Raw genomic sequence first — 23,815 nt, 5'->3', positions numbered from 1 at the left:
CGTGCGGCCGCGCGCCGCGAGCAGCTCGCCCGCGAGGCCGCGGCCGGCGAGGCCGTCGGACGCGCCGTGGCGCAGGTGCTGGTGCGCCTGGAGGAGTCGGTCGCCCGCGCCGCCGCCGAGCGCGGCGAGGTCGAGCAGGCCCGCGCCGGACGCGAGCAGGAGCTGCGCGAGACCCGGGTGCGGCTGCGCGACCTCGGCCGCGAGCTCGACGAGCTGGTCAGCACCGTGCACCGCGACGAGGTCGCGCGCACCCAGCAGCGGATGCGCATCGAGCAGCTGGAGGAGAAGGCGCTCGCCGAGCTGGGGCTCGACCCCGACGGGCTGGTCGCCGACTACGGCCCCGACGTCCCGATCCCGCGGCTGGACGCGAGCACGGACACGGGCGGTGACCCCGACGACGCCGGCGGTGACGTGACCGAGACCTATCCCTACGACCGGGGCGAGCAGACCGCCCGCCTGCGCGCGGCCGAGAAGGCCCTGGCCCAGCTGGGACGGATCAACCCGCTGGCCCTGGAGGAGTTCTCCGCGCTGGAGGAGCGGCACCGCTTCCTCACCGAGCAGCTGGAGGACCTGCGCAGCACCCGCAAGGACCTGCTCGACATCGTCCGCGAGGTCGACGACCGGGTCGAGCAGGTCTTCACCGAGGCCTACGCCGACGTCAGCCGGGCCTTCGACGCGACCTTCACCCGGCTGTTCCCCGGTGGGGAGGGCCGGCTGGTGCTCACCGATCCCGAGGACATGCTCTCGACCGGCATCGAGGTCGAGGCCCGCCCGGCCGGCAAGAAGGTCAAGCGGCTCTCGCTGCTCTCCGGAGGGGAGCGCTCGCTGGTCGCGGTCTGCTTCCTGGTGGCGCTGTTCAAGGCCCGGCCCTCGCCGTTCTACATCCTCGACGAGGTCGAGGCCGCCCTGGACGACACCAACCTGGGCCGCCTGCTCCAGATCTACGAGGAGCTGCGCGAGAACTCCCAGCTGCTGGTGATCACCCACCAGAAGCGGACCATGGAGGTCGGCGACGCGCTGTACGGCGTGACCATGCGCGGCGACGGCGTCTCCGCGGTGATCAGCCAGCGGCTGCGCGAGCCCGAGCCGGCCTGAACCCGCCCGATCCTGCCCGGTACCGCCTGGTCCCGCCCGGGCCCGCCGTCGGTCCGGGCCGGGTGCCCCGGCAGGATGGGAGGGGTGAGCGAGCGAGCACCCCGGCCCACCCGAGCGTCGTACGCCGTCTGGCGGGTCGCGACCACCCGGTGGGCCGACGACGACGTCTACGGCCACATGAACAACGCCCGATACTTCGAGCTGATCGACACCGCGGTCAACGCCCACCTGGCCGAGGCGACCGGGGTCGACATCCGGGGCCTGGACGCCGTGGGGGTCGTGGCCGAGGTCGGCTGCCGCTACTTCGCCGAGATCGGCTACCCGCGGCCCGTCGACCTGGGCCTGGTCGTGGACCGGGTCGGGACGTCCTCGGTGGTCTACCGGGTGGGCCTGTTCCAGGGCGACCCCGAGGGCGAGGGGGCCCTCGCGGCGGCCGAGGGGCGGTTCGTGCACGTGTACGTCGACAACACCGGCGGCGGCCGGGCGGTGCGTCCGGTGCCCGACGTCGTGCGCGCCGCGGTGACCCCGCTGCTGGGTCCACGGGGCTGAGCCTGCTTCACTGGACGACGTCCTCGGTGCGCCCGGGGGCACCTCCGAGCCCGACTCTTCCCCGACGAAGGAGCTCCCTGATGGGAACCATCGTGGTCGTGCTGGCGCTGGCCCTCGTGCTCGCGTCCGCCGTCATCGTGTACGCCGCCTACCCCTACCGCGGGCAGGAGACCCCCCTGACCCCCCGCGTGGGCGAGGCCCTGCGCCGCGGGGTGGACGCCCTGCCGACCCTGGGCCAGGAGCACCAGGACCGCCCGCGCGTCGACGCGGGGCGCTGACCCCGGTCCCACCCGGCGGGCCCACCCGGGCCCCACCACGCACCGGCCGTGCCGGCCGTCGTGATCGTTTGGCAGGATCGCCCACATGAGCAGCATCCTGATCTTCGTCATCCTCGGTGTCGTCCTGCTGGTGATCGGCGTGACCGTCGGCTCGGTCGCGTTCCTCAACGGGCGGCGCCAGCCGCGCCCGCCGCAGGCCCCGCGCCGCGACCCCGGCGGGGTGATCACCGAGGAGCGACCCCCGGGAGGCTCCACCGACCTGCTCGAGCCCCCGGTCGAGCAGGCTCCGGCCGCCCCCACCCTCGAGCGCCCCGAGGGGACCGCCGGCCGCCTGGTGCGGCTGCGCCAGCGCCTGTCGCGCTCCCAGTCGGGCCTGGGACGCGGCCTGCTGGTCCTGCTCTCCCGCGACCGTCTCGACGAGGACACCTGGGAGGAGATCGAGGACACCCTGATCACCGCCGACATCGGCGTGGGCCCCACCCAGGAGCTGGTCGAGCGGCTGCGCACCCGCATGCGCGTGGAGGGCAACGACCCCGCCACCACCGGCGCGGTCCTGCGCGAGGAGCTGATCACCCTGGTCGACCCGTCGATGGACCGGCGGATCGGGGTCACCGGTGAGGACGGCAAGCCCGGCGTGGTCCTGGTCGTGGGCGTCAACGGCGCCGGCAAGACGACCTCGGTCGGCAAGATCGCCCGCGTGCTGGTCGCCCAGGACAAGTCCGTGGTGCTGGGCGCGGCCGACACCTTCCGGGCGGCGGCCACCGAGCAGCTGAGCACCTGGGGCGAGCGCGTGGGCGTCGAGACGGTCACCGGTCCCGAGGGCTCCGACCCGGCCAGCGTGGCCTTCGAGTCGGTGCGCACCGGCGTCGAGCGGGGCGTCGACGTCGTCGTCATCGACACCGCCGGCCGGCTCCAGAACAAGGCCGGCCTGATGGACGAGCTGGGCAAGGTCAAGCGTGTCGTGGAGAAGCAGGCGCGGGTGACCGAGGTGCTGCTGGTCCTCGACGCCACCACCGGTCAGAACGGTCTGGTCCAGGCGCGGGTGTTCCGCGACGTCGTCGACGTCACCGGCATCGTGCTGACCAAGCTCGACGGATCGGCCAAGGGCGGCATCGTCGTCGCGGTCCAGCGCGAGCTCGGCGTACCGGTCAAGCTCGTGGGCCTGGGGGAGGGGGCCGACGACCTCGCGCCCTTCGACCCGGCCACCTTCGTGGACGCCCTGCTCGACCCGAGCTGAGGGCGACCCCGCGCGAGCGGGGTGCGGAGGTCAGCTGCTGATGCCGTTGAGGACGAACTCGACCAGCGCGTCGACCTCGTCGAGGCCGGGCATCGGCTGGCGGCTGACCGCCCGCGAGACCACCAGGGACCCCAGGAACTGGCCTGCCGCCTCGACGTGGGCCTGGTCGCGGACCTCGCCGCGGGCGAGGCCGCGCTCGAACACGGTCGTCGCGTTGGCGGCGGCGCGCTCGTTGGCCTGGCGGTAGAGCTCGGCGATGCGCCCGTCGCGCATCGACTCCTTGACCGTGGTCCGGATGTGGTCCAGGCCGGCGGGGGAGCCGACGAAGGACAGCACCGACAGGAACAGCTCGCGCAGGTCACCGGCCAGCGAGCCGGTGTCGGGCGTGGGCATCTCGTCGCGGTAGAGCTGCTCCATCGCGGCGACCGCCAGGTCCTCCTTGCGCGACCACCGGCGGTAGACGGTGGCCTTGCCGACGCCGGCCGTGCTGGCCACCTCGTCGACGGTCATGGCGTCGAACCCGCGCAGCAGGATCAGCGACGAGGCGGCGGCCAGGATGCGCCCGTCGGCGTCGGGATCCCGAGGCCGGCCGCGCTTGCGACGTACCTCGGGGACAGCGGTCGCACCCATGGTCACCCCTGTCCGGACGGTTCTCGCTTCCACGACGCCAAGTATGGAGGCCTATGTCTGACCTGGGTGTCTTTTCCGAAATAGACCGATTTCACGAACTCGTAACCGGACGCCGGTTGCTTGTCACACAACCGAAACAGGGGCGGGCGACCCCCGAAACCTCCTGTGAGCATCCTTCTGCCCCAGCGGGGTTCACCGGGCACGCCGACGTGGACCGACTCTCACCCCCCGCGGCTTGAGAAAACTCACCTGGAGGTTCCATGGATGGCTACTACGCGTGGATGTTGATCGCCACCGCGCTGGTGCTGCTGATGACGACGCCGGCCCTGGCGTTGTTCTACGGCGGCATGACGCGGGCGAAGTCCGTGCTCAACATGATGATGATGTCCTACATCTCGATGGGGGTCGTGGGGATCATCTGGGTCCTCTGGGGCTGGTCGATGTCCTTCGGCGGCGACGGGACCTTCTTCAACAGCCCGTTCGACCTGTTCGGCCTGAAGGGCGTGACGCCCGACAACTACATCTACGTGATGTTCCAGCTGACCTTCGCGGTGATCACCGCGGCGCTGATCAGCGGCGCGATCGCCGACCGCGTCAAGCTCTCGGCCTGGATGGTCTTCCTGCCCCTGTGGGTGACGCTGTCCTACTTCCCGCTGGCCCACATGGTCTTCAGCTGCACCGACTCGGCCCTGATCTGCACCAAGATCGGTGCCCAGGACTACGCCGGTGGCACCGCGGTCCACATCAACGCCGGTGTGGCCGGCCTGGTGCTGGCCCTGATCATCGGCAAGCGGGTCGGCTTCAAGCGTGACCCGATGCGCCCCCACAGCCTCCCGCTGACCATGATCGGCGCCGGCCTGCTGTGGTTCGGCTGGTACGGCTTCAACGTCGGCTCGATCGTCTTCGGTGACGACTGGAGCACCGCCAAGGGCGCCGCGGCCAACGTGGCGCAGTTCTACAGCGAGACCGGGCGGACCTTCCTCAACACCACCATCGCCACCATGGCCGCCATGCTCGCGTGGCTGCTGATCGAGCGGCTCCTGCACGGCAAGGCCACCACCCTGGGTGCGGCCTCCGGCATCGTGGCCGGCCTGGTCGCGATCACCCCCGCCTGCGGGGCCGTCGACGTGGTCGGCGCCCTGGCCATCGGTGCCATCGCCGGTGCGGTCTGCGCCTGGGCCGTGGGACTGAAGTTCAAGTTCAACCTCGACGACTCCCTCGACGTGGTGGGCGTCCACCTCGTCGGCGGCATCGTCGGCACGGTCCTGATCGGTCTGTTCTCGGTCAAGTCCGGGGCCGGCGGCATCGACGGGCTCTTCCACGGCGGCGGCTTCGGCTCGCTCCGCGCCCAGGTCCTCGGGGCCCTCGTCGCGATCGCCTGGTCCGGTGTCACCACCGCGATCATCGGCTTCGCCATCAAGTTCACCATGGGCTGGCGCATCAGCGAGGAGGACGAGGTCAACGACGGCATCGACCTCGCCGAGCACGGCGAGACCGCCTACGACTTCGCCTCCCTCGGGGGCGGCTCGAAGGGCGTGCCGAGCGCCTTGGCCCAGTCCACCGTCGAGGCCCGGGGGGTCAACGCATGAAGCTCGTGACCGCGGTCATCAAGCCGCACAAGTGGGAAGAGGTCCGCTCGGCCCTGGAGGCCTTCGGCGTGACGGGCATGACCGTCAGCGAGGTCTCCGGCTACGGCCGGCAGAAGGGCCACACCGAGGTCTACCGGGGCGCGGAGTACGACATCGCCCTGGTGCCCAAGATCCGGATCGAGATCATCGTCGACGACGCGGACGTCGAGGACGTCTCGGGGATCGTGGTCAAGGCCGCGCAGACCGGCCGGATCGGCGACGGCAAGGTCTGGGTGTCCCCGGTGGAGACGGTCGTCCGGGTGCGCACCGGCGACCGCGACGAGGCGGCGATCTAGCCCCAGGTCCACCTCGTCCGTGACGGCCGCGGCCGCGCCCGCGCTCCGACAGCTCCCTCCCGTGCTGTCCGAGTCGTGGGACGTGGCCGCGGCCGTCCGCGCGCGTCGGCAGGGTGCCCCCATGACCCTCCCCGTCACCCCCGCGGTCGTCCTGGCCGCGGCCTCCCGCACCGACAGCGGCGACACCGCCTGGTTGCTCGCCTCGTGCGCCCTGGTCCTGCTGATGGCCCCGGGCCTGGCGCTCTTCTACGGCGGGATGGTGCGCTCCAAGAGCGTGCTGAACATGATGATGATGACCTTCGGCGCGCTCGCGGTGATCGTCGTGGTCTGGGTGCTGGTCGGCTACTCGCTGGCCTTCGGCGACGACGTGGGCGGCGGGCTGCTGGGCGACCCGCTGCAGCACCTGGGGCTCTCGGACCTGGTCGCCGCCGGCACGCGCAGCTGGCTGGGGGTGCCGGTGATCCTGTTCGCGGTGTTCCAGGGTCTGTTCTGCGTGATCACCGGGGCCCTGGTCTCCGGCGCGGTCGCCGACCGCGCCCGCTTCGGGGCCTGGCTGGTCTTCGTCGCGGTCTGGACGCTGCTGGTCTACGCGCCGGTGGCGCACTGGGTCTTCGACGCCGACCGGCCCGGCCACCGCGGGGGCTGGCTGGCCAACACCGTCGGCACGATCGACTTCGCCGGGGGGATGCCGGTCGAGATCACCTCGGGCGCCTCGGCGCTCGCCCTGGCGCTGGTCGTCGGGGTGCGGGTGGGCTTCGGCAAGGACCCCATGCGCCCGCACAACCTGACCCTGGTCATGCTCGGCGCGGGCCTGCTGTGGTTCGGCTGGTACGGCTTCAACGCCGGCTCCGCCCTGGCCGCCGACCACGTCGCCGCCGTCGTCTTCGTGACCACGACCTGCGCCGGCGCGACCGGGGCGCTGGGCTGGCTGGCCCTGGAGCGGCTGCGCGACGGGCACGCGACCTCCCTGGGCGCCGCGTCGGGGATGGTCGCCGGGCTGGTGGCGATCACGCCCAGCGGCGGCTCGGTGACGCCGCTCGGGGCCCTGGTGATGGGCCTGGTCGCCGGGGTGGTCTGCGCGCTGGCCGTGGGCCTGAAGTACCGCTGGGGGTACGACGACTCCCTCGACGTCGTGGGCGTCCACCTGGTCGGCGGGCTGGTCGGCACTATCGGGATCGGGGTGCTGGCCTCGAGCGCGGCCCCGACCGGTGTCGACGGCCTGCTGCTCGGCGGTGGGGTCTCCCAGCTGGGCAAGCAGGTGCTCGGCGCCGCGGTCGTGCTGGTCTACGCCTTCGTGGTCTCCGGCGCCATCGCCTGGGTCGTGCACCGGACGATGGGGCTGCGGATCGACGAGGAGCACGAGGTCACCGGGATCGACCTCGTGGTCCACGCCGAGACGGCGTACGACCTCCACGCGACGGCCGGCGCCCGCAGCAGCGTGAGCCACGGATCGCAGCTCCCCCATCTCCCCAAGGCCACCAGCGGGCCGTTCGCCGCACCCGAGCACCGTGACTGAGAGGCTGGACCCATGAAGATCCTCACCGCCGTCATCAAGCCCCACAAGTGGGAGGACGTCCGCACCGCCCTGGAGGCGGTCGGCGTCACCGGCATGACCGTCAGCGAGGTCAGCGGCTACGGCCGGCAGAAGGGCCACACCGAGGTCTACCGGGGCGCGGAGTACGACATCGCGCTGGTGCCCAAGGTGCGCCTGGAGATCGTCCTGGACGACGAGGACGCCGAGGCCGTCCTCGAGGCCGTCGTGGGCGCCGCCCAGACCGGTCGCATCGGCGACGGCAAGGTCTGGATCTCCCCGGTCGACACCGTGGTGCGCGTGCGCACCGGTGACCGGGACGGCTCCGCGATCTGATGGGCGACCTGATGGGCGATCCGATGGGCGGCGTCCCGCTGGACCGCCCGGTGCGGACGGTCTGAGCGTGCAGGACCGAGGGTGACCGCGGCCGAGCGCGCCGAGCGCACCCGGGTCGCCGACGAGCTCTGCACGTCGGCCTTCGCCGCGGCGGGCTGCCCCGACACCGGGGTCGCCCTGGTCGCGGTCGGCGGCTACGGCCGTCAGGAGCTGGCGCCGTTCAGCGACCTCGACGTCGTGCTGGTGCACGACGCGAGCGTCGCGCCGGGGGAGTGGGCCGGCCTGGTCTGGTACCCGCTCTGGGACTCCGGCGCGACGATCGACCACTCCGTGCGCACCGTCGAGGAGGTCCTGGAGCAGGCCGCGGCCGACCTGCGGGTCGCCACCGGCATGCTCGACGTGCGCCACCTCGCGGGCGACCCGAACCTCACGCTGCGGCTGCGCACCGCCGTCCTGACCCAGTGGCGCCGCGAGGCCCGCACCCGCCTCGACGAGCTGCACGCGCTGGTGACCGGTCGCCGGGGCAGCCACGACGAGCTGGCGCACGCCTCGGTCCCGGACCTCAAGGAGTCCGCCGGCGGCCTGCGCGACGCGACCGTGCTCAAGGCGCTGGTGGCCAGCTGGCTGGTCGACGTGCCCCACGCCGACCTCGAGCGCTGCCGGCTGGCGCTGCTCGACGTGCGCGACGCGCTGCACACCGTGGCCGGCCGCGCGAGCGACCGGGTGGTGCCGGAGTACTGGGACGACCTCGCGACCGCGCTCGGCCTGGCCGACGGACGCGCCGCCCAGGAGCACACCCGCAGCCTGGGGCGGCGGCTGACGCACCTCTCGCGCCTGGCCTGGCGCCGCGCCGAGGCCGTGCAGCGCCGACCCGACCCGACCGGTCGTCGGCGGCCCGTGCTCGAACCGGTCGCCCCGGGGGTGGCCGTGGCCTACGAGGAGATCGTGCTGGACCGCGGCGCCCGGCCCGCGGAGGACCCGCTCCTGCTCCTGCGCTGCGCCGTCGAGGCCGCCGAGCGCGACCTGGTGCTGGCCCCCACCACCGTGGCCCGCCTGGTGCGCGAGTGCCCGCCGCTGGGGGACCCGTGGCCGGCCGGCGCCCGCGACCTGCTCGTGCGCCTGCTCGCCTCGGGTCCGGGCCTGCTCGGGGTCTGGGAGACCCTCGACGAGACCGGGGCGCTGGAGCTGGTGCTGCCCGAGTGGGAGCGGGTGCGGCTGCTGCCCCATGCCTCGGTGGTCCACCGCTTCACCGTCGACCGCCACCTGGTCGAGACCTGCATCGAGGCCGCCCGGCTGATCCGGCGGGTGGCCCGGCCCGACGTGCTGATGGTGGCCGCTCTGCTGCACGACATCGGCAAGGGGCAGCTGACCGAGCACTGCGTGGCCGGGGAGCCGATCGCGCGCGACCTCGCCCGACGGATCGGGTTCGACGCCCGCGAGACCGAGCTGGTCGGCGACCTGGTGCGCTGGCACCTGCTGCTGCCCGAGACCGCGACCACCCGCGACCCCGACGACCCCGCCACCACCGCGGTGGTCACCGCCCGCGTGGCCGACCGCGAGGTCCTCGAGCTGCTCGCGGCGCTCACCGAGGCCGACGCCCGGGCGACCTCGGACAAGGCTTGGACCCGCTGGCGCGCCTCGCTGGTGCAGAACCTGGTGCGGCGGACGGCAGCCGTGCTGGCCGACGAGCCGCTGCCCGAGGACACCATGGTCGACATCGACCTGCCCCCGCGGGTGCGCGACGACCGGTCGGCGGTCTCGGTGATCGCCACCGAGGTGGCCGACGGCTCCCGCGTGCAGGTCGTCTCCGGCGACCGGATCGGCCTGCTGGCCGACGCGGCGGCGATGCTCGCGCTCCAGCGCACCTCGGTGCGGGCCGCGCGCGCGTGGACCCAGGACGGCTACGGCGTGTCGGTGTGGGACGTGGCCGAGACCGGGCTCGACGACATCCGGCTGCGCCAGCGGCTCGAGGCCATCGTCGACCGGCGCATCGACCCCGACCAGCGGCTGGCCCGGGGCACGCCCGTCGCGCTGGAGCCCTCGGTCGCCGTACGTCCTGAGGCGTCGCCGACCGCGACCGTGCTGGAGGTGCGCTCGGCCGATCGGCCCGGGCTGATCCACGCGGTCTGCTCGACCCTGGCGGGCCTGGAGATCTCGGTGCGCTCGGCCCACGTCTCGACGCTGGGGCCGCAGGCGGTCGACGTGTTCTACGTGCGGGAGGAGCACGCCGGTGCGCTGTCGGAGGAGCGCGCCGCCGAGGCCGCCCACGCCGTGCGCCGTGCCCTGGCCGAGCGGTTCGGCCCGCGGGACTGAACCGCCCCGGTCGGCTCAGACGCCGGCGTCGGGGAACGTGCCGGGGTGGACGAACACCTGGCCGCGCTGCATCGACTCGACCGCGCCCGGGTGCACCCGGCGCAGGTGGGCCACGGCGCGGCGCCGGTAGCGCAGCACCTGCACGGCCCCCAGTGCCCAGAAGAGGTACTGCACGCACAGGGCGACCTTGAAGTCCCCCAGGTCGTACGCCGACGCCCCGCGCGGCTCGCGCAGGTCCAGCACCACCCCGACCAGCCACATGGTCAGCAGCGAGGCCAGGAAGCCGCCGATGTTGACCACGCCGTTGGCCCGCCCCACCGCCTCGACCGGGGTGAAGCTGCGGGCCAGGTCGAAGCCGACCATCGAGGCCGGTCCGCCCGAGGCGGTCGTGAACGCCATCACCACGAGCATCCACAGCGGCGCCCGGCCCGGCCAGAGCAGCACCACGGCCCAGGTGGAGGCCATCACCGCCACGACCGTGAGCACCATGTAGGAGCGGTAGAAGGGGAACCGGGTGACCAGGGCGGCCAGGACCAGCCCGCTGAGGATCACCCAGCCGGTCATCGCCATCAGGATCGTGCCGGCGGTGGTCGTGGAGAGCCCCTCGCCCTTGACCAGGAACGGGTAGCCCCACAGCAGGGTGAACACCGTCAGGCCGAACTGCGACACGAAGTGGGACCACATCCCCAGGCGGGTGCCCGGGTTGCCCCACACCAGGCGCAGCGAGCGGCCGAGCTCGGCCATCTTGACGCGGACGACCCCGGAGTCGGCGTACGGCGTGTCCTTGACGAGCAGCGCGACGCCCACCATCAGCACCACCCCGACCGAGGAGGCGGCGGCGAACGAGCGCGTCCAGCCGTAGGCGTGCAGCGCGAAGGACAGCGGGCCGGCGGCCACGATCGCCCCGACCTGCCCGATCTGGCCGGTGAGCTGGGTGACCAGGGGGACCTGGCGGGCCAGGAACCACAGCGAGACCAGCCGGATCACGCTGCCGAAGACCATCGCGTCGCCGGCCCCGATGGTGGCCCGCGCGAGGACCGCGGCGGGGAAGGAGGTGACGAAGGCGAACGCGAGCTGGCCCGAGGTCATCAGCGCCAGCCCGCCCAGCAGCATCGCCTTGGAGCCGTAGCGGTCCATCAGGACGCCCACCGGCACCTGGAGCACCGCGTAGACCAGGAGCTGGAGCACGGTGAAGAAGGCCAGCTGCGTGGCGCCGATGCCGAAGCGGTCGTAGGCGAGCAGCCCGGCGACGCCCAGGGAGCTGCGGTGGAACACCGCCAGGACGTACACCGAGAGGGCCACGGCCCAGATCGCCCACGCCCGTCGCCGGCCGATCTCGTGCTCCTGGTCGACCGCCATGGTCCACATCGTCCCATCGCGGGGACGGCGGTCGGGCCGCGGGTGGTTACGCTTGGTCCTTGATGCGGCCGCGCGCGCGGTCACCACCACCGACGTCTGACGAGGTCCACCACCCGTGTTCGCCACGCTCTCCGACCGGCTCTCCGACACCTTCAAGAACCTCCGCGGCAAGGGACGGCTCTCCGAGGCCGACATCGACGCCACCGCGCGGGAGATCCGGCTCGCCCTGCTCGAGGCGGACGTCGCCCTGCCCGTGGTCAAGGACTTCGTGGCCGCGGTCAAGGAGCGCGCCCGGGGTGCGGAGGTCAGCGGGGCCCTCAACCCGGCCCAGCAGGTCATCAAGATCGTCGACGAGGAGCTGGTCGCGATCCTGGGCGGGGAGACCCGCCGGCTGCGCTTCGCCAAGAACCCGCCGACCGTGATCATGCTGGCCGGCCTCCAGGGCGCCGGCAAGACCACGCTGGCCGCCAAGCTGGCGCTCTGGCTCAAGAGCCAGGGCAAGAGCCCGATGCTCGTCGCCTGCGACCTCCAGCGCCCCAACGCCGTCAAGCAGCTCCAGGTCAACGGCGAGCGGGCCGGCGTCACGGTGTTCGCCCCCGAGCCCGGCAACGGCGTCGGCGACCCGGTGGCCGTCGCCCGCGCCGGTGTGGAGGAGGCGCGACGCACCCTGCACGACGTCGTCATCGTCGACACCGCCGGCCGTCTGGGCATCGACGCCGAGCTGATGCAGCAGGCCTCCGACATCCGCGACGCGGTCACGCCCGACGAGGTCCTCTACGTCGTCGACGCGATGATCGGCCAGGACGCGGTCAACACCGCCCGCGCCTTCCTCGAGGGGGTCGGGTACGACGCGGTCGTGCTCACCAAGCTCGACGGCGACGCCCGTGGTGGCGCGGCGCTCTCGATCGCGAAGATGACCGGCAAGCCCGTCATGTTCGCCTCCAACGGCGAGAAGCTCACCGACTTCGACCTCTTCCACCCCGACCGGATGGCCTCGCGCATCCTCGACATGGGCGACCTGCTCACCCTGATCGAGCAGGCCGAGAAGACCTTCGACGCCGACCAGGCCGCCAAGGCCGCCGCCAAGCTCCAGGGCCAGGGCGGGGAGTTCACCCTCGACGACTTCCTCGAGCAGATGCAGCAGGTCCGCAAGATGGGCTCGCTGACCAAGATGCTCGGGATGCTCCCGGGGATGGGCCAGTTCCGCGAGCAGCTGGAGAACTTCGACGAGCGCGAGATCGACCGGATCCAGGCGATCATCCAGTCGATGACGCCGGCCGAGCGGGCCAACCCCAAGATGATTGACGGCTCGCGCCGCGCCCGCATCGCCCGGGGCTCGGGCCGCAACGCCTCCGACGTCAACCAGCTCGTCGACCGGTTCTTCGAGGCCCGCAAGATGATGCAGCAGATGGCCCGCGGCGGCGCCCCGGGCATGCCCGGCTCGCCCGGCATGGGCCTGGGCAAGAAGGCCAAGGGTCGCCAGGCCCCGCAGAAGAAGAGCGCCAAGGGCAAGCGCGTCTCCGGCAACCCCGCCAAGCGCGCCCAGGGCGCCGTCCCCGCCGAGAAGCCGGCCGCCGAGGCGGGCAGCGCCTTCGGCCTCGGCGCCCCCGACGAGAACGGCCTCCCCGCCGGCTTCGACCCCAGCCAGTTCGGCGACCTGAGCAAGTACCTGAAGTAGGCCGGGGGCTCCCTCCCGGAGCCCATCTGTGGTCGATCGCGTGCACCTGCTGCACGCGATCGACCACAGATGCGCTGGTGAGCCCGCCTCACGGCGGCCCTGCTACGCAGCCGGCCCGGCACGCCACCGCTCGGCCGGCCCACCCGCGGGCCAGCAGCACCGACGCGACCGCGCGCGCCGTCCGGCACGGGTCGAGCACCTGGCCCCACCCCAGCCGCAGGGTGAGCATCCCGTCGCGTGCCGCCTCCACGTCGCGCTGCAGGTCGTCCCACCGGTCTCGGGCGAGCTCGTGCCCCAGACGCCCGTCCAGCTCGACGACCACCCCCAGGTCCCCGTGCACGACGTCGCGCACGACCCGGTGCCCCGCGTCGCCGGCCGGCGACTGCCTCGCCGCCCGGGGGAGGTGGTGGGCACGCTCCACGTGCCGCAGGTACTCCCGCTCCAGCACGGAGTGGACGCCGGTCTCCACGTCGGCCAGGACCGAGGCGAGGAACGCGCGCCGTCGGAGCCGTGGCCTCTCGTCCAGGGCGATCCGCAGCCGCCCGGCCGTCGTCCGGCGACTGCCCACCCCGTCGGCGAGGACGGCGACGGCCGCCCGGTCGTCGGCAGCCGCGGCGGCGAGGTCGAGGAGGACCACCTCCAGCCGGACCCGCGGGGGAGAGAGGTTGCCCAGCACGTCGGTGCCGAACCGACTCAGGCGCACGATCTCGATCCCGGGGCGGGAGGAAACCTTCCGACGTCGCTCGACCGCGACCTGCACCGGCGCGGTGTCGAGGTCCCGGTCGGCGTCGCGTCCGGTGCGGACCCCGTGTCGGCCGAGTGCGGAGCGCCCGGTCAGGGCTGCCGGCGCGAGCAGGAGCACGGCCGCCCATTCACGCTCCGCCCGCGTCGGCTGCCCGGTGTGGGTCACGTAGACGCCAGGGTGGACCACCGACCACTCGCGGCGACGCAGCAGCCTCGCCACGTCGTGGTCGCCGGCCCCTCGGCGGCGGGCCTGGGCGCGGCTGACGACGCCCTCCTGGGTGTCGAGGAGGGCCCTGATCGCACCGGTGTCCACGGGCTGCATCGTCGTCCGCCCGGTCGACCCACCCGCCCGGTCCGGGGAGGCCCTGTGGACGACGCCGCCGGATCCGCGGCCTGTGGACGACGGGGCGGCGGAGGAGGCGCCGCCGCCCCGCGTCTGTGGTCGATCGCGTGCACCAGGCGCACGCGATCGACCACACATCGGCATCCGGGTGGCGCGGGCGACGATCGCGGTAGCGTCCGGCCATGGCTGTGATGCGATTCACCGGGCCGGTGCTGCCCGAGGGCGAGGCGCGCGACCTGTACGTCGTGGACGGGCGGGTCACCTACGAGCCCCAGGCGGGGGCCGAGACGGTCTCGTCGGGGTGGATCGTGCCGGGGCTCGTGGACGCGCACTGCCACCTCGGCCTCGACGACGACGGGGCGGTGGGGCGCGAGGAGACCGAGGCCCAGGCGATCGCGGACCGGGACGGCGGGGCGCTGCTGATCCGCGACTGCGGCTCGGCGGCCGACACCTCCTGGGTGCACGAGCGCGAGGACCTGCCGCGGCTGGTCCGGGCGGGTCGCCACATCGCGCGGACCAAGCGCTACATCCGCAACTACGCGCACGAGGTGGAGCCCGAGGAGCTGGCGGCGTACGTCGCCCGGGAGGCGCAGCGCGGTGACGGCTGGGTCAAGCTGGTCGGCGACTGGATCTCGCGCGAGAGCGGGGACCTGGCGCCGTCGTTCCCGCCGGAGGCCTTCGCCGAGGCCATCCGCGTGGCCCACGAGCACGGCGCCCGGGTGACGGCGCACTGCTTCGGCTCCGAGGTGCTCGCCGGGCTGCTCGACGCCGGCATCGACTGCCTCGAGCACGGCACCGGGCTGACCACCGACCTGGTCGAGCAGATGGCCCGCGACGGCGTCGCGCTGGTGCCGACGGTGATGCAGCTCGACAAGTTCCCGGCGTACGCCGAGGCCGGGGCCGCGCGCTTCCCCGACTACTCCGCGACCATGACCGACCTGCACGCCCGTCGCGTCGAGACGATCATGAGCGCGCACGAGGCCGGCGTCGCGCTGTACGCCGGGTCCGACGGCGGCGGGGTGGCCCGCCACGGCAACCTCTCGGGCGAGGTGCTCGCCCTGGCCGGGATCGGCCTGACCCCCGAGCAGGCCCTGGGCGCGGCGTCGTGGCGGGCCCGGGAGTGGCTCGGCCTGGACGGCACCCTGGCCGAGGGCACGGCCGCCGACTTCGTGGTCTACGACCGCGACCCGCTGGCCGACCTCTCGGTCCTGGCCACGCCCAAGCGGATCGTGCTGCGCGGGCAGCTGGTCGGCTGAGCGTGGGCCGGACCCCGGACCCAGCCCCGGCCCCGGACCCGGCGCCGGCGCTCGTCGCCGCCCTGCGTGCGGCCGGGTGCGTCTTCGCCGAGGACGAGGCCGCCCTGCTGACCGAGGCGTCGGCCGGCTCGGGCGCCGACCTCGACCGGCTGCTGGCCCGACGGGTGGCGGGGGAGCCGCTCGAGCAGGTGCTGGGCTGGGCGGCCTTCGACGGCCTGCGCGTGCGGGTCGCGCCGGGGGTGTTCGTCCCGCGGCGGCGGACCGAGGCGCTGGCCCGGCTGGCCGTCGAGATGGCCGCCGGGCTGGCCGTCGCGGGGGAGGCGCCGCTCGTGGTCGACCTGTGCTGCGGCTCCGGGGCCCTGGCCCTGGTGGTGGTGCGCGACGTGCCGCGCGCCGAGGTGCACGCGGCCGACCTCGACCCCGACGCCGTGGCCTGCGCCCGGCTCGACCTCCCGCCCGACCGGGTCCACCACGGCGACCTGTGCGAGGCACTGCCCGCCCGGCTGCGGGGTCGGGTGGACGTGCTGGTCTGCAACGCGCCGTACGTCCCGAGCGCGGAGGTGGCGCTGATGCCGACCGAGGCCCGTGACCACGAGCACCTCCTCGCCCTCGACGGCGGCGCCGACGGCATGGGGTTGCACCGGCGGGTCGCGCTCCAGGCGGCCACCTGGCTGGCCCCCGGCGGACGCCTCCTGCTGGAGACCAGCCGACGGCAGGTGACCCTGACCGTGGCGGCCTGCGAGGCCGCCGGACTCGTGGCCCGCGTGCACCGCGACGAGGAGCGCGAGGCGACCGTGGTCGAGGCCGCACGGACTGCTCGGCCCTCGATTGGTCCGACGGCCGCCCCGTCTGGCAAGATGGGACGCTGAGTCGTGCTCGTCCGGCCCCTCTCAACCGACCGGGCACGCCCACCAGGCACCGCACCGCACCTGGCCCCACTGGGTCGCGCGTCGGGCCAACCACCCCACACAACGTTCAAGGAGACACCACAAACGTGGCCGTCAAGATCCGTCTGAAGCGCATGGGCAAGATCCGTCAGCCCTACTACCGCGTGGTCGTCGTCGACTCCCGCAAGAAGCGGGACGGCAAGGTCATCGAGGAGATCGGCAAGTACCACCCCAAGGAGGAGCCCTCGTTCATCGAGATCACCTCCGACCGGGCGCAGTACTGGCTCGGCGTGGGCGCCCAGCCCAGCGAGGCCGTCGCCGCGATCCTCAAGGTCACCGGTGACTGGCAGAAGTTCAAGGGCCTCCCGGGCACCGAGGGCACGCTGCGCACCAAGGAGCCCAAGCGCGACAAGCAGGAGCTCTTCAACGAGGCCCTCAAGGACGCCGCCAACGAGCCCAAGGCCGGCGCGACGACCAAGAAGGCGTCGAAGAAGATGACCCCCTCGACCACCGAGGACAAGTCCGCCGAGGCGACCCCCGCCGAGGAGACTCCCGCCGAGGCGCCGGCCGAGGCCGCTGCCGACGACGCCGCCAAGACCGAGGCCTGAGCCTGATGCTCGCCGAGGCCCTGGAGCACCTGGTCCGCGGGATCGTGGAGCACCCCGACGACGTCGTGGTGCGCGACAAGGAGCTGCGTCGCGGCTCGATCCTCGAGGTGCGCGTGCACCCCGACGACCTCGGCAAGGTGATCGGTCGCGGTGGCCGGACCGCCTCGGCGTTCCGCACCGTGGTCGGCTCCCTGGCCGGCAAGGACGGCGCCCGGATCGACTTCGTGGACGTCGACCGACGCCGCTAGCCCCCGGCGTACGCGTCGCACCTGGCAGTTTCCCAGGTGATGAACCTTTCCTGCCTCTCTGCACACGTCGCATCGTGTGCAGAGAGGCAGTTCGGGTTCATCACCTGGGAAACCGTCGCCGCCCCAGCACCACCAGCGCCACCCGAGAGCACCAAGGAGCAGTCGTGGAGGACTACGTCGTCGTCGGGGTCGTGGGACCCGCGCACGGCATCAAGGGCGAGGTGTACGTCGAGCCGCGCACCGACGAGCCGGCCCGGCGCTTCGCCGCGGGGGCGGTCCTGACCACCCCGAGCGGGACCATGACCGTCACCACCTCGCGCGACCACTCCGGGCGCCTGGTCGTCCGGTTCGCCGAGCTGACCGACCGCAACGCTGCCGAGGGCGCGCGGGGCACCGAGCTGCGCACGCTCGTGGACCGCAGCGAGGCGCCCGAGGACCCCGAGGAGTTCTACGACCACCAGCTGGTCGGCCTGCGTGTGGAGACCGGGCAGGGCGACGCGGTCGGTGAGCTCCTCCGCGTCGAGCACAACGGTGCCCAGGACCTGCTCGTGATCGGCACCGAGCGCGGCGAGGTGCTGTTCCCGTTCGTCACGGCCCTGGTGCCCGACGTCGACGTGGCGGGCGGACGGATCGTCCTCGACGACCGGCCGGGTCTGCTGCCGGAGCTGCCCTGAGCATGCGCATCGACGTCATCAGCATCTTCCCCGACTACCTGGCGCCGCTCGGGCTCTCGCTGCCCGGCAAGGCCCAGGCCTCGGGCCTGCTCGACGTCCGCGTGCACGACCTGCGCGACTTCGCCCACGACCGGCACCGCACCGTCGACGACACGCCGTACGGCGGGGGCGCGGGGATGGTGATGAAGCCCGAGCCGTGGGGCGAGGCGCTGGACGCCGTCGGCCTCGAGGGCGCCACGCTCGTCGTGCCGACGCCGTCGGGCCGCCCGTTCACCCAGGCGCTGGCCGCCGAGCTGGCCACCCGCGAGCACCTGGTGCTGGCGTGCGGGCGCTACGAGGGCATCGACCAGCGCGTCGTCGACGAGGCCGCGACCCGCACCGAGGTGCTCGAGGTGTCCCTGGGCGACTACGTGCTCAACGGCGGAGAGGTCGCCGCCCTGGCCGTCGTCGAGGCGGTCGTGCGGCTGCTGCCGGGGTTCATGGGCAACGCCGAGTCGCTGGTGGAGGAGTCCCACGCCGACGGCCTGCTGGAGTACCCCGTGTTCACCAAGCCCGCCTCCTGGCGCGGCCACGACGTGCCGGCCGTGCTGCTCTCGGGCGACCACGCCCGGATCGCGGCCTGGCGCCGCGAGGAGTCGCTGCGGCGCACGGCCGAGCGGCGGCCCGACCTGGTCCACCCCGCCTCCGCGGTCACCGTGGGCGGCCTCGAGGGCGAGCTGCGGGCGGCCGAGCCGGCCGACGCCGGTGAGCTGCTCACCCTCCAGCTGGCCTGCTGGGTGCAGGAGCAGCGCGCCAACCCGGGCGTGGAGATCCCACCCCTGGGCGAGGACCTCGGCGACGTGCAGGCCTGGCTGGGGGAGTGGACGACCTGGGTGCTGCGGGTGGGGGGCCGCCTGGTCGGCGCCGTGCGCGGCCGTCGGGCCAACGGACACTGGGAGATCGGCCGGCTGATGGTCGCCCCCGACCTCCAGGGCCGCGGGCTGGGCCGGCACCTGCTCACCACCGTCGAGGACGCGGCCCCGCCGCGGCTGACCTCCTTCGAGCTGGTCACCGGGGCGGGCAGCGAGCGCAACCTGCGGATGTACCGCAAGGCCGGCTACCGACCCTCGCGCGACCCCGGTGGGGCCGTGGGCACGGTCCGGCTCAGCAAGCGCCGTCGGCGGGCCTGAGCCCCGGGTCGGTGGCGGCGCAGCGATTTCGTCGTACGCCGTCCCTCGTGGCAGAATTCGTCCTTGGCCCGTACGCCGCGGTCTCCTGCCACAGGGGGACGACCGCCCGGCACCCAACGATGACGCACAGCGACGTCGGGGCCACCCATCATCGAGCACCACGAACCGGGACTGACCTGTGGCAGTCACGAGGAGACACCATGACCAACGTCATCGACGAGCTGAACGGCGCCCACCGGCGCGACGACGTCCCCGCCTTCCGGGCCGGCGACACCGTCAAGGTCCACGTCAAGGTCATCGAGGGCAGCCGCTCGCGTGTCCAGGTCTTCCAGGGCGTCGTCCTGAAGGTCCAGGGCTCCGGCATCGGCCGCACCTTCACCGTCCGCAAGGTCTCCTTCGGTGTCGGCGTCGAGCGCACCTTCCCGCTGCACTCCCCGATCTTCGAGAAGATCGAGATCGTGACCCGCGGTGACGTGCGTCGCGCCAAGCTCTACTACCTGCGCAACCTGCGCGGCAAGGCCGCCAAGATCAAGGAGCGCCGCGAGGCCTGAGCCTCCTCGTCGTGATGACGGTGGTTAGGCTCGCGTGGTGACCGACGTGGACGAGGCGCCCCCCGCACCAGGCCAGCAGCCGCGAGGGCGGGAGCGCCGCCGCAAGGGCCGCAAGCCCCTCCCGCTGTGGCAGGAGACGATCCTCCTCCTCGGCCTGGCGCTGGTCCTGGCCATCGTCATCAAGAGCCTGTTCGTGCAGGCGTTCTACATCCCGTCGGAGTCGATGGAGCCGCAGTTCGTCAAGAACGACCGGATCCTGGTGCAGAAGGTCTCCTACTGGGGTGGCAACTCGCCCAGCCGCGGCGACATCATCGTCTTCGCCGACCCGGGCAACTGGCTCGGCGCCGACGAGAAGGCCAGCGCGCCGGCCTCGCCGCTGACCCAGGTGATGGAGCGCATCGGGCTCTACCCGACCGGGGGCCACCTGGTGAAGCGCGTGATCGGGCTGGGCGGCGACCGTGTGGTCTGCTGCGACTCCCGGGGCCGCATCACCGTCAACGGCCAGCCGCTGGACGAGAAGGCCTACCTGCCCCGGGGGATGGCCCCGTCGCAGTCCGACTTCGACGTCCGGGTGCCCCAGGGCAAGCTCTGGGTCCTCGGTGACAACCGCGGCTTCTCCTGCGACTCCCGCTGCCACCTCGGCGACCCCGGTGGCGGCTTCGTGCCCGAGAGCGACGTGGTCGGCAAGGTGTTCTCGCTGATCTGGCCCTGGGACCGGGCGCAGTTCATCCACCGCCCCGCGACGTTCGCCGGGATCCCCAGCGCGAGGTGACCGACGTGAGGAGCCTCCTCGCATGAGCACGCTGCCCCGCGGTTCCACCGTGCGACGCGACGCCGGGCTCTACGGCTACGAACGGGCCCTGCGCCGCGCCGGGCTGTCCCCGGTCGCCGGCGTCGACGAGGCCGGACGCGGTGCGTGCGCCGGCCCCCTGGTCGCGGCCGCGGCGATCCTGCCCGAGGGCAGGGCCGGGATCGTGCCCGAGCTGGCCGACTCCAAGCTGCTCACCGCCCGGGCCCGCGAGCGCTGCTACGCCCAGGTGGTGCGCCGGGCGCTGGCGTGGTCGGTCGTGGTGGTCGAGCCCGGTGAGTGCGACCGGCTGGGCATGCACGTGGCCAACGTCGAGGCGCTGCGTCGCGCCCTGGCCCGGCTGGAGGTGCGGCCCTCCTACGTCCTGACCGACGGGTTCCCCGTGGACGGGCTCGAGGTCCCGGGCCTGGCGATGTGGAAGGGCGACCGGGTCGCGGCCTGCATCTCGGCGGCGTCGGTGATCGCGAAGGTCACCCGCGACCGGATCATGGGCGAGCTGCACCGGCACCACCCGGCGTACGACTTCGCGACGCACAAGGGCTACATCACCGAGGAGCACGCCGCGGCGCTCGCCGAGCACGGCCCGAGTCCCGTCCACCGGATGCGGTTCGTCAACGTGCGCCGCGCTGCTGGCATCATCGACGCCGAACCCCTGCGCCTGGACTCCCAGCCCGGGCTGTGGGGGTCCGAGGACCAGACCCACCCGATCGACCCCACCCCTACGCACGAGGAGGCCCCGTGAGCGCCGAGGATCTCGAGAAGTACGAGACCGAGATGGAGCTCACCCTCTACCGCGAGTACCGCGACGTGGTGGGCATCTTCAAGTACGTCGTGGAGACCGACCGCCGCTTCTACCTGTGCAACCAGGTCGACGTGAAGGCCCGCACCGAGGCCGGCGACGTGTTCTTCGAGGTGACCCTGACCGACGCCTGGGTGTGGGACATGTACCGCCCTGCCCGGCGGCTGGCCAAGAACGTCAAGGTGCTGACCTTCAAGGACGTCAACGTCGAGGAGCTCAGCCACAGCGAGATCGAGCTGCCGGAGAGCTGAGGCGCCGGTATAGCCCAGACCTGGATAACGGCCACGAAACGGACTTAACGCCTCTATTCTTCGGGTGCGGTCCGCGTGGACCCGTGCACAGGAGGCAGGCCAGGTGTCCCGGTTCGGACGACGCGACGAGGGCGGTTCCGCCGCCGTGGAGTTCGCGCTGGTCCTGATGCCGCTGCTGACGATCCTGTTCGGTCTCATGCAGTACGCCATGTACTTCTACTCGATGCAGGGCGGGGCCGACGCGGCCCGGCAGGCGGCCCGGTTGAGCTCGGTCGGCGTCCCCACCAGCTGCACCGACTTCACCTCCCGCATCACCAGCTCGCTCTCCGTCGGGGGTGCGACGAACCTCGCCGTCACGCGGTCCTACACCAAGGGACCCGGCAACTCCGCGACGACCGTCGAGATCGGTGACCAGGTCACGGTCCGGGTCACCTTCAAGAGCATGGACTTCAGCCTGCCCTTCGTCCCGCTGCCCAACGGAGGCACCGTCGACAACAGCGCCGTCGTACGCGTCGACTACGTGCCCAACGCCGCCATCACCGCGTGCCCATGAGGTCCGCCACTGTGGTGCTGGGCCGGGTGCGCGGCCGGCGCGAGGAGTCCGGGGCCACGGCCGTGATCGTGGCGATCATGTCGGCGCTGCTCTTCTCGATGGCCGGGATGGCCGTCGACCTCGGCAACGCCTGGGCGCGGGGACGGGCCAGCCAGGAGGGCGCCGACGTCACCGCCATCGCGGCCGGGCACCTGCTGCCGGCCACGCCGGCCAACCGGAGCGCCATCGCGACCGAGGTCGCAACCCGGCTCAACGCCAACCGTCCGATCGGCCAACCGGTCGCGGTGGCGGCGAACCTGCTCAACAACGACCCGGCCGACGGCGAGATCACCTTCTCCGGCCCGGGCGGCACCTCGTGCTCGTCCAGCTGCGTGCGGATGACGGTCACGCCCCCACCCGCGAAGGTGGACTTCGGCTTCGCCGCCGTCATGGGGTTCTCCGGGACGACCGTCCAGCGGCCGGCGACCGTCGAGGTGCAGTCGGGTCTGCCCCCCAAGCAGAAGATGCTGCCGTTCTGGTTGCCGAGCGGGTGCGGCTACGGCCCGACGCACGCCGACACCACGCAGGGGAACAGCCCGGGGCCGGCCGCCCCCGCGGCGTACGTCGCCCCCGCGGCAGCGGCCCGGGCGGAGCTCGCGGGCAGCGCCATCGTCGCCGCGGCGCCCAACCCGCAGCCGGTGGGCACCCACACCCTCGGTGGTCCGGCCCTGGTCTCGGCGGTCGCCGGCTCCACCACGACCCTGTCCGGCTACTCCGTCTCGGGGACGGGCGCACAGTACAAGAAGGTCTCCCTGCGGGCGTTCAAGCCCGACGGCAGCTCCTACGTCGACTTCGCCGCCCAGACGACCGGCGACGGCGCCCTGCCCTCGATGCAGGTGGGACCGGCTGACGTCACCGGGACGACCGGTGACTGGTACCTCTACGCGCTGGCGGCCAAGGCCAACGGCGACATCGTCTACTCCTCGAACTACCTGGTGATCCGGGTGACGGGGACGGCCCCCACGCCCACGCCGACACCCACACCCACGCCGACCCCCACCCCGACGCCCACGCCGACCGCGACGGCGTCGGTGACCCCGACCCCCACGACGGCGGCGTCGCCCACGGTGACTCCCTCACCCACGGCGACCACCACAGGGGTGGCCTCCGGGTGCGTCGGGCAGGACCGCGGCAACTTCGGCCAGCTCTCGAGCCCCCGGGCCGACCAGTCCAACCTGCAGAAGGCGTTCGCGCGCAATATCGCGGCCGGCATCGACCACGTGCTGATGCCCTACGTCTTTCCCAGCAACGTCTCGGAGACCAAGGACTGCGGGTCCGGGGCCAGCCTGCTGCCGGGGGCCAAGCTCGACACCGTGGCCGGCCCCGGCGGCAACGGCACCAACTGCATCCAGGGCGACACCGGCAACGACGGCCCGAAGACCTACGACGGCCTCGTGGCCGGGACCGACGAGCTCAAGGGGCGCCTGGACTCCTCCAACGGCACGACGACGTGCGCCGGTCGCTCGAACCTGAACGTCTCGGGCAAGCTCATCAACAACGACTCCCTGGCCTGCTTCCTGCGACCCGGCTTCTCGCTCAGCTCGATCGCGGCCGACAGCGGGGTCACGACCGCGATGCTGGACCCGGCGGTGGTCAAGTCCCCCCGCTTCGTGTGGCTGCCCGTGGTGTTCGCCAACGACCGAGCGCAGAAGAACTACCAGCCCATCCGCAGCTTCGTGCCGGGCTTCATCACCTCCGAGACCCAGACCACCGGCCCGGCGGACGGGTCCGGTGCCATCAACGGGCTGGACATCAACGGCAACTCGGTCAAGGTCCTGCACGTGTTCACCTTCAACCAGGACGCCCTGCCGGCCAGCGAGAAGTCCGACACGACGGGGTACAACCCCGCGGTCGGTGGCGCCATCGTGCGGCTGGTCGGCTAGGACTCCTCCCGAGGTCCCCGCCCGACCGGTGTCCACAGGGCGGTCGCGGACCCGGGTCGTCCACAGGCCCGG

The 23,815-nt window shown here is 73.0% G+C and carries 25 protein-coding genes; 22 read left to right on the top strand and 3 right to left on the bottom strand.

The annotated features are described in order from the left end of the window. The 4 genes from ACYVDA_RS19710 to ftsY form a co-directional block, all read left to right on the top strand. The coding region (locus ACYVDA_RS19710; RefSeq protein ID WP_460820219.1) for an AAA family ATPase at nucleotides 1-1,095 on the top strand (1,095 nt) is incomplete at its 5' end. Nucleotides 1,096-1,179: 84 nt separating this feature from the next. Then, entirely contained in the window at nucleotides 1,180-1,644 is a 465-nt protein-coding gene (locus tag ACYVDA_RS19705) for an acyl-CoA thioesterase (protein WP_460820218.1), read from the top strand. A gap of 80 nt (nucleotides 1,645-1,724) precedes the next feature. Next, a complete protein-coding gene (locus ACYVDA_RS19700) occupies nucleotides 1,725-1,922 on the top strand; it encodes a hypothetical protein (RefSeq protein WP_460820217.1) in 198 nt (65 codons plus the stop codon). An 85-nt stretch (nucleotides 1,923-2,007) separates the two neighbouring features. Further along, complete coding sequence (gene ftsY / locus ACYVDA_RS19695) at nucleotides 2,008-3,159, top strand: signal recognition particle-docking protein FtsY (RefSeq protein ID WP_460820215.1); 1,152 nt, start codon at nucleotides 2,008-2,010, stop codon at nucleotides 3,157-3,159. 30 nt (nucleotides 3,160-3,189) lie between these two features. Here ftsY and ACYVDA_RS19690 read toward each other — a convergent pair whose 3' ends face one another. Continuing rightward, entirely contained in the window at nucleotides 3,190-3,789 is a 600-nt protein-coding gene (locus tag ACYVDA_RS19690; RefSeq protein WP_460820214.1) for a TetR/AcrR family transcriptional regulator, read from the bottom strand. A gap of 260 nt (nucleotides 3,790-4,049) precedes the next feature. On the opposite strand from ACYVDA_RS19690, the gene ACYVDA_RS19685 reads away from it, so the two are divergent. The 5 genes from ACYVDA_RS19685 (at nucleotide 4,050) to ACYVDA_RS19665 (ending at nucleotide 9,893) form a co-directional block, all read left to right on the top strand. Further along, nucleotides 4,050-5,378, top strand: coding sequence for an ammonium transporter (locus ACYVDA_RS19685; protein WP_460820213.1), 1,329 nt, complete (start codon nucleotides 4,050-4,052; stop codon nucleotides 5,376-5,378). Then, nucleotides 5,375-5,713, top strand: coding sequence for a P-II family nitrogen regulator (locus ACYVDA_RS19680; RefSeq protein ID WP_460820212.1), 339 nt, complete (start codon nucleotides 5,375-5,377; stop codon nucleotides 5,711-5,713). The genes ACYVDA_RS19685 and ACYVDA_RS19680 overlap by 4 nt, the downstream gene beginning before the upstream one ends. Nucleotides 5,714-5,834: 121 nt before the next feature. Then, a complete protein-coding gene (locus ACYVDA_RS19675) occupies nucleotides 5,835-7,229 on the top strand; it encodes an ammonium transporter (protein ID WP_460820211.1) in 1,395 nt (464 codons plus the stop codon). Between the two features lie 12 nt (nucleotides 7,230-7,241). Further along, nucleotides 7,242-7,580: a P-II family nitrogen regulator gene (locus ACYVDA_RS19670; protein ID WP_460820210.1), complete on the top strand. Its 339-nt coding sequence runs from the start codon at nucleotides 7,242-7,244 to the stop codon at nucleotides 7,578-7,580. 81 nt (nucleotides 7,581-7,661) lie between these two features. Beyond that, nucleotides 7,662-9,893, top strand: coding sequence for a [protein-PII] uridylyltransferase (locus ACYVDA_RS19665; RefSeq protein WP_460820209.1), 2,232 nt, complete (start codon nucleotides 7,662-7,664; stop codon nucleotides 9,891-9,893). A gap of 15 nt (nucleotides 9,894-9,908) precedes the next feature. Here ACYVDA_RS19665 and ACYVDA_RS19660 read toward each other — a convergent pair whose 3' ends face one another. Next, the gene (locus ACYVDA_RS19660) at nucleotides 9,909-11,252 is read right to left on the bottom strand and encodes an MFS transporter (RefSeq protein WP_460820208.1); all 1,344 of its coding nucleotides are present in this window, start codon (nucleotides 11,250-11,252) and stop codon (nucleotides 9,909-9,911) included. A gap of 115 nt (nucleotides 11,253-11,367) precedes the next feature. On the opposite strand from ACYVDA_RS19660, the gene ffh reads away from it, so the two are divergent. Next, a complete protein-coding gene (ffh, locus tag ACYVDA_RS19655; protein WP_460820206.1) occupies nucleotides 11,368-12,930 on the top strand; it encodes a signal recognition particle protein in 1,563 nt (520 codons plus the stop codon). Nucleotides 12,931-13,018: 88 nt separating this feature from the next. On the opposite strand, the gene ACYVDA_RS19650 is transcribed toward ffh, so the two are convergent. Next, complete coding sequence (locus ACYVDA_RS19650; RefSeq protein WP_460820205.1) at nucleotides 13,019-13,987, bottom strand: hypothetical protein; 969 nt, start codon at nucleotides 13,985-13,987, stop codon at nucleotides 13,019-13,021. A gap of 212 nt (nucleotides 13,988-14,199) precedes the next feature. Between ACYVDA_RS19650 and ACYVDA_RS19645 the strand changes: the two genes are divergently transcribed. The 12 genes from ACYVDA_RS19645 (at nucleotide 14,200) to ACYVDA_RS19590 (ending at nucleotide 23,743) form a co-directional block, all read left to right on the top strand. Next, complete coding sequence (locus ACYVDA_RS19645) at nucleotides 14,200-15,273, top strand: amidohydrolase family protein (RefSeq protein WP_460820204.1); 1,074 nt, start codon at nucleotides 14,200-14,202, stop codon at nucleotides 15,271-15,273. 2 nt (nucleotides 15,274-15,275) lie between these two features. Beyond that, a complete protein-coding gene (locus ACYVDA_RS19640; protein ID WP_460820203.1) occupies nucleotides 15,276-16,142 on the top strand; it encodes a putative protein N(5)-glutamine methyltransferase in 867 nt (288 codons plus the stop codon). Between the two features lie 125 nt (nucleotides 16,143-16,267). Then, nucleotides 16,268-16,768 (top strand): 30S ribosomal protein S16, encoded by a 501-nt coding sequence (rpsP, locus tag ACYVDA_RS19635; protein ID WP_460820202.1) that lies wholly within the window; start codon nucleotides 16,268-16,270, stop codon nucleotides 16,766-16,768. A 5-nt stretch (nucleotides 16,769-16,773) separates the two neighbouring features. After that, nucleotides 16,774-17,016, top strand: a complete 243-nt coding sequence (locus tag ACYVDA_RS19630) for an RNA-binding protein (RefSeq protein WP_460820201.1) — start codon at nucleotides 16,774-16,776, stop codon at nucleotides 17,014-17,016. A 164-nt stretch (nucleotides 17,017-17,180) separates the two neighbouring features. Further along, nucleotides 17,181-17,690, top strand: coding sequence for a ribosome maturation factor RimM (gene rimM / locus ACYVDA_RS19625; RefSeq protein WP_460820200.1), 510 nt, complete (start codon nucleotides 17,181-17,183; stop codon nucleotides 17,688-17,690). Nucleotides 17,691-17,692: 2 nt separating this feature from the next. Continuing rightward, on the top strand, nucleotides 17,693-18,859 hold the full coding sequence (gene trmD / locus ACYVDA_RS19620; RefSeq protein ID WP_460820199.1) for a tRNA (guanosine(37)-N1)-methyltransferase TrmD: 1,167 nt from the start codon (nucleotides 17,693-17,695) through the stop codon (nucleotides 18,857-18,859). Nucleotides 18,860-19,059: 200 nt separating this feature from the next. After that, the gene (rplS, locus tag ACYVDA_RS19615) at nucleotides 19,060-19,410 is read left to right on the top strand and encodes a 50S ribosomal protein L19 (protein ID WP_460820198.1); all 351 of its coding nucleotides are present in this window, start codon (nucleotides 19,060-19,062) and stop codon (nucleotides 19,408-19,410) included. Nucleotides 19,411-19,447: 37 nt separating this feature from the next. After that, nucleotides 19,448-20,182, top strand: a complete 735-nt coding sequence (lepB, locus tag ACYVDA_RS19610; RefSeq protein WP_460820196.1) for a signal peptidase I — start codon at nucleotides 19,448-19,450, stop codon at nucleotides 20,180-20,182. 22 nt (nucleotides 20,183-20,204) lie between these two features. Further along, a complete protein-coding gene (locus tag ACYVDA_RS19605) occupies nucleotides 20,205-20,960 on the top strand; it encodes a ribonuclease HII (RefSeq protein ID WP_460820195.1) in 756 nt (251 codons plus the stop codon). Then, nucleotides 20,957-21,268, top strand: a complete 312-nt coding sequence (locus ACYVDA_RS19600) for a DUF2469 domain-containing protein (protein ID WP_460820194.1) — start codon at nucleotides 20,957-20,959, stop codon at nucleotides 21,266-21,268. The genes ACYVDA_RS19605 and ACYVDA_RS19600 overlap by 4 nt, the downstream gene beginning before the upstream one ends. A gap of 103 nt (nucleotides 21,269-21,371) precedes the next feature. Beyond that, complete coding sequence (locus ACYVDA_RS19595) at nucleotides 21,372-21,821, top strand: TadE/TadG family type IV pilus assembly protein (RefSeq protein ID WP_460820193.1); 450 nt, start codon at nucleotides 21,372-21,374, stop codon at nucleotides 21,819-21,821. Then, nucleotides 21,818-23,743, top strand: coding sequence for a hypothetical protein (locus ACYVDA_RS19590; RefSeq protein WP_460820192.1), 1,926 nt, complete (start codon nucleotides 21,818-21,820; stop codon nucleotides 23,741-23,743). The genes ACYVDA_RS19595 and ACYVDA_RS19590 overlap by 4 nt, the downstream gene beginning before the upstream one ends. Nucleotides 23,744-23,815: the final 72 nt, after the last annotated feature.

Source organism: Nocardioides korecus, assembly GCF_054778395.1.
Note: the sequence above shows the minus strand (reverse complement) of the source record. Positions and strands in the feature narration are given on the sequence as shown.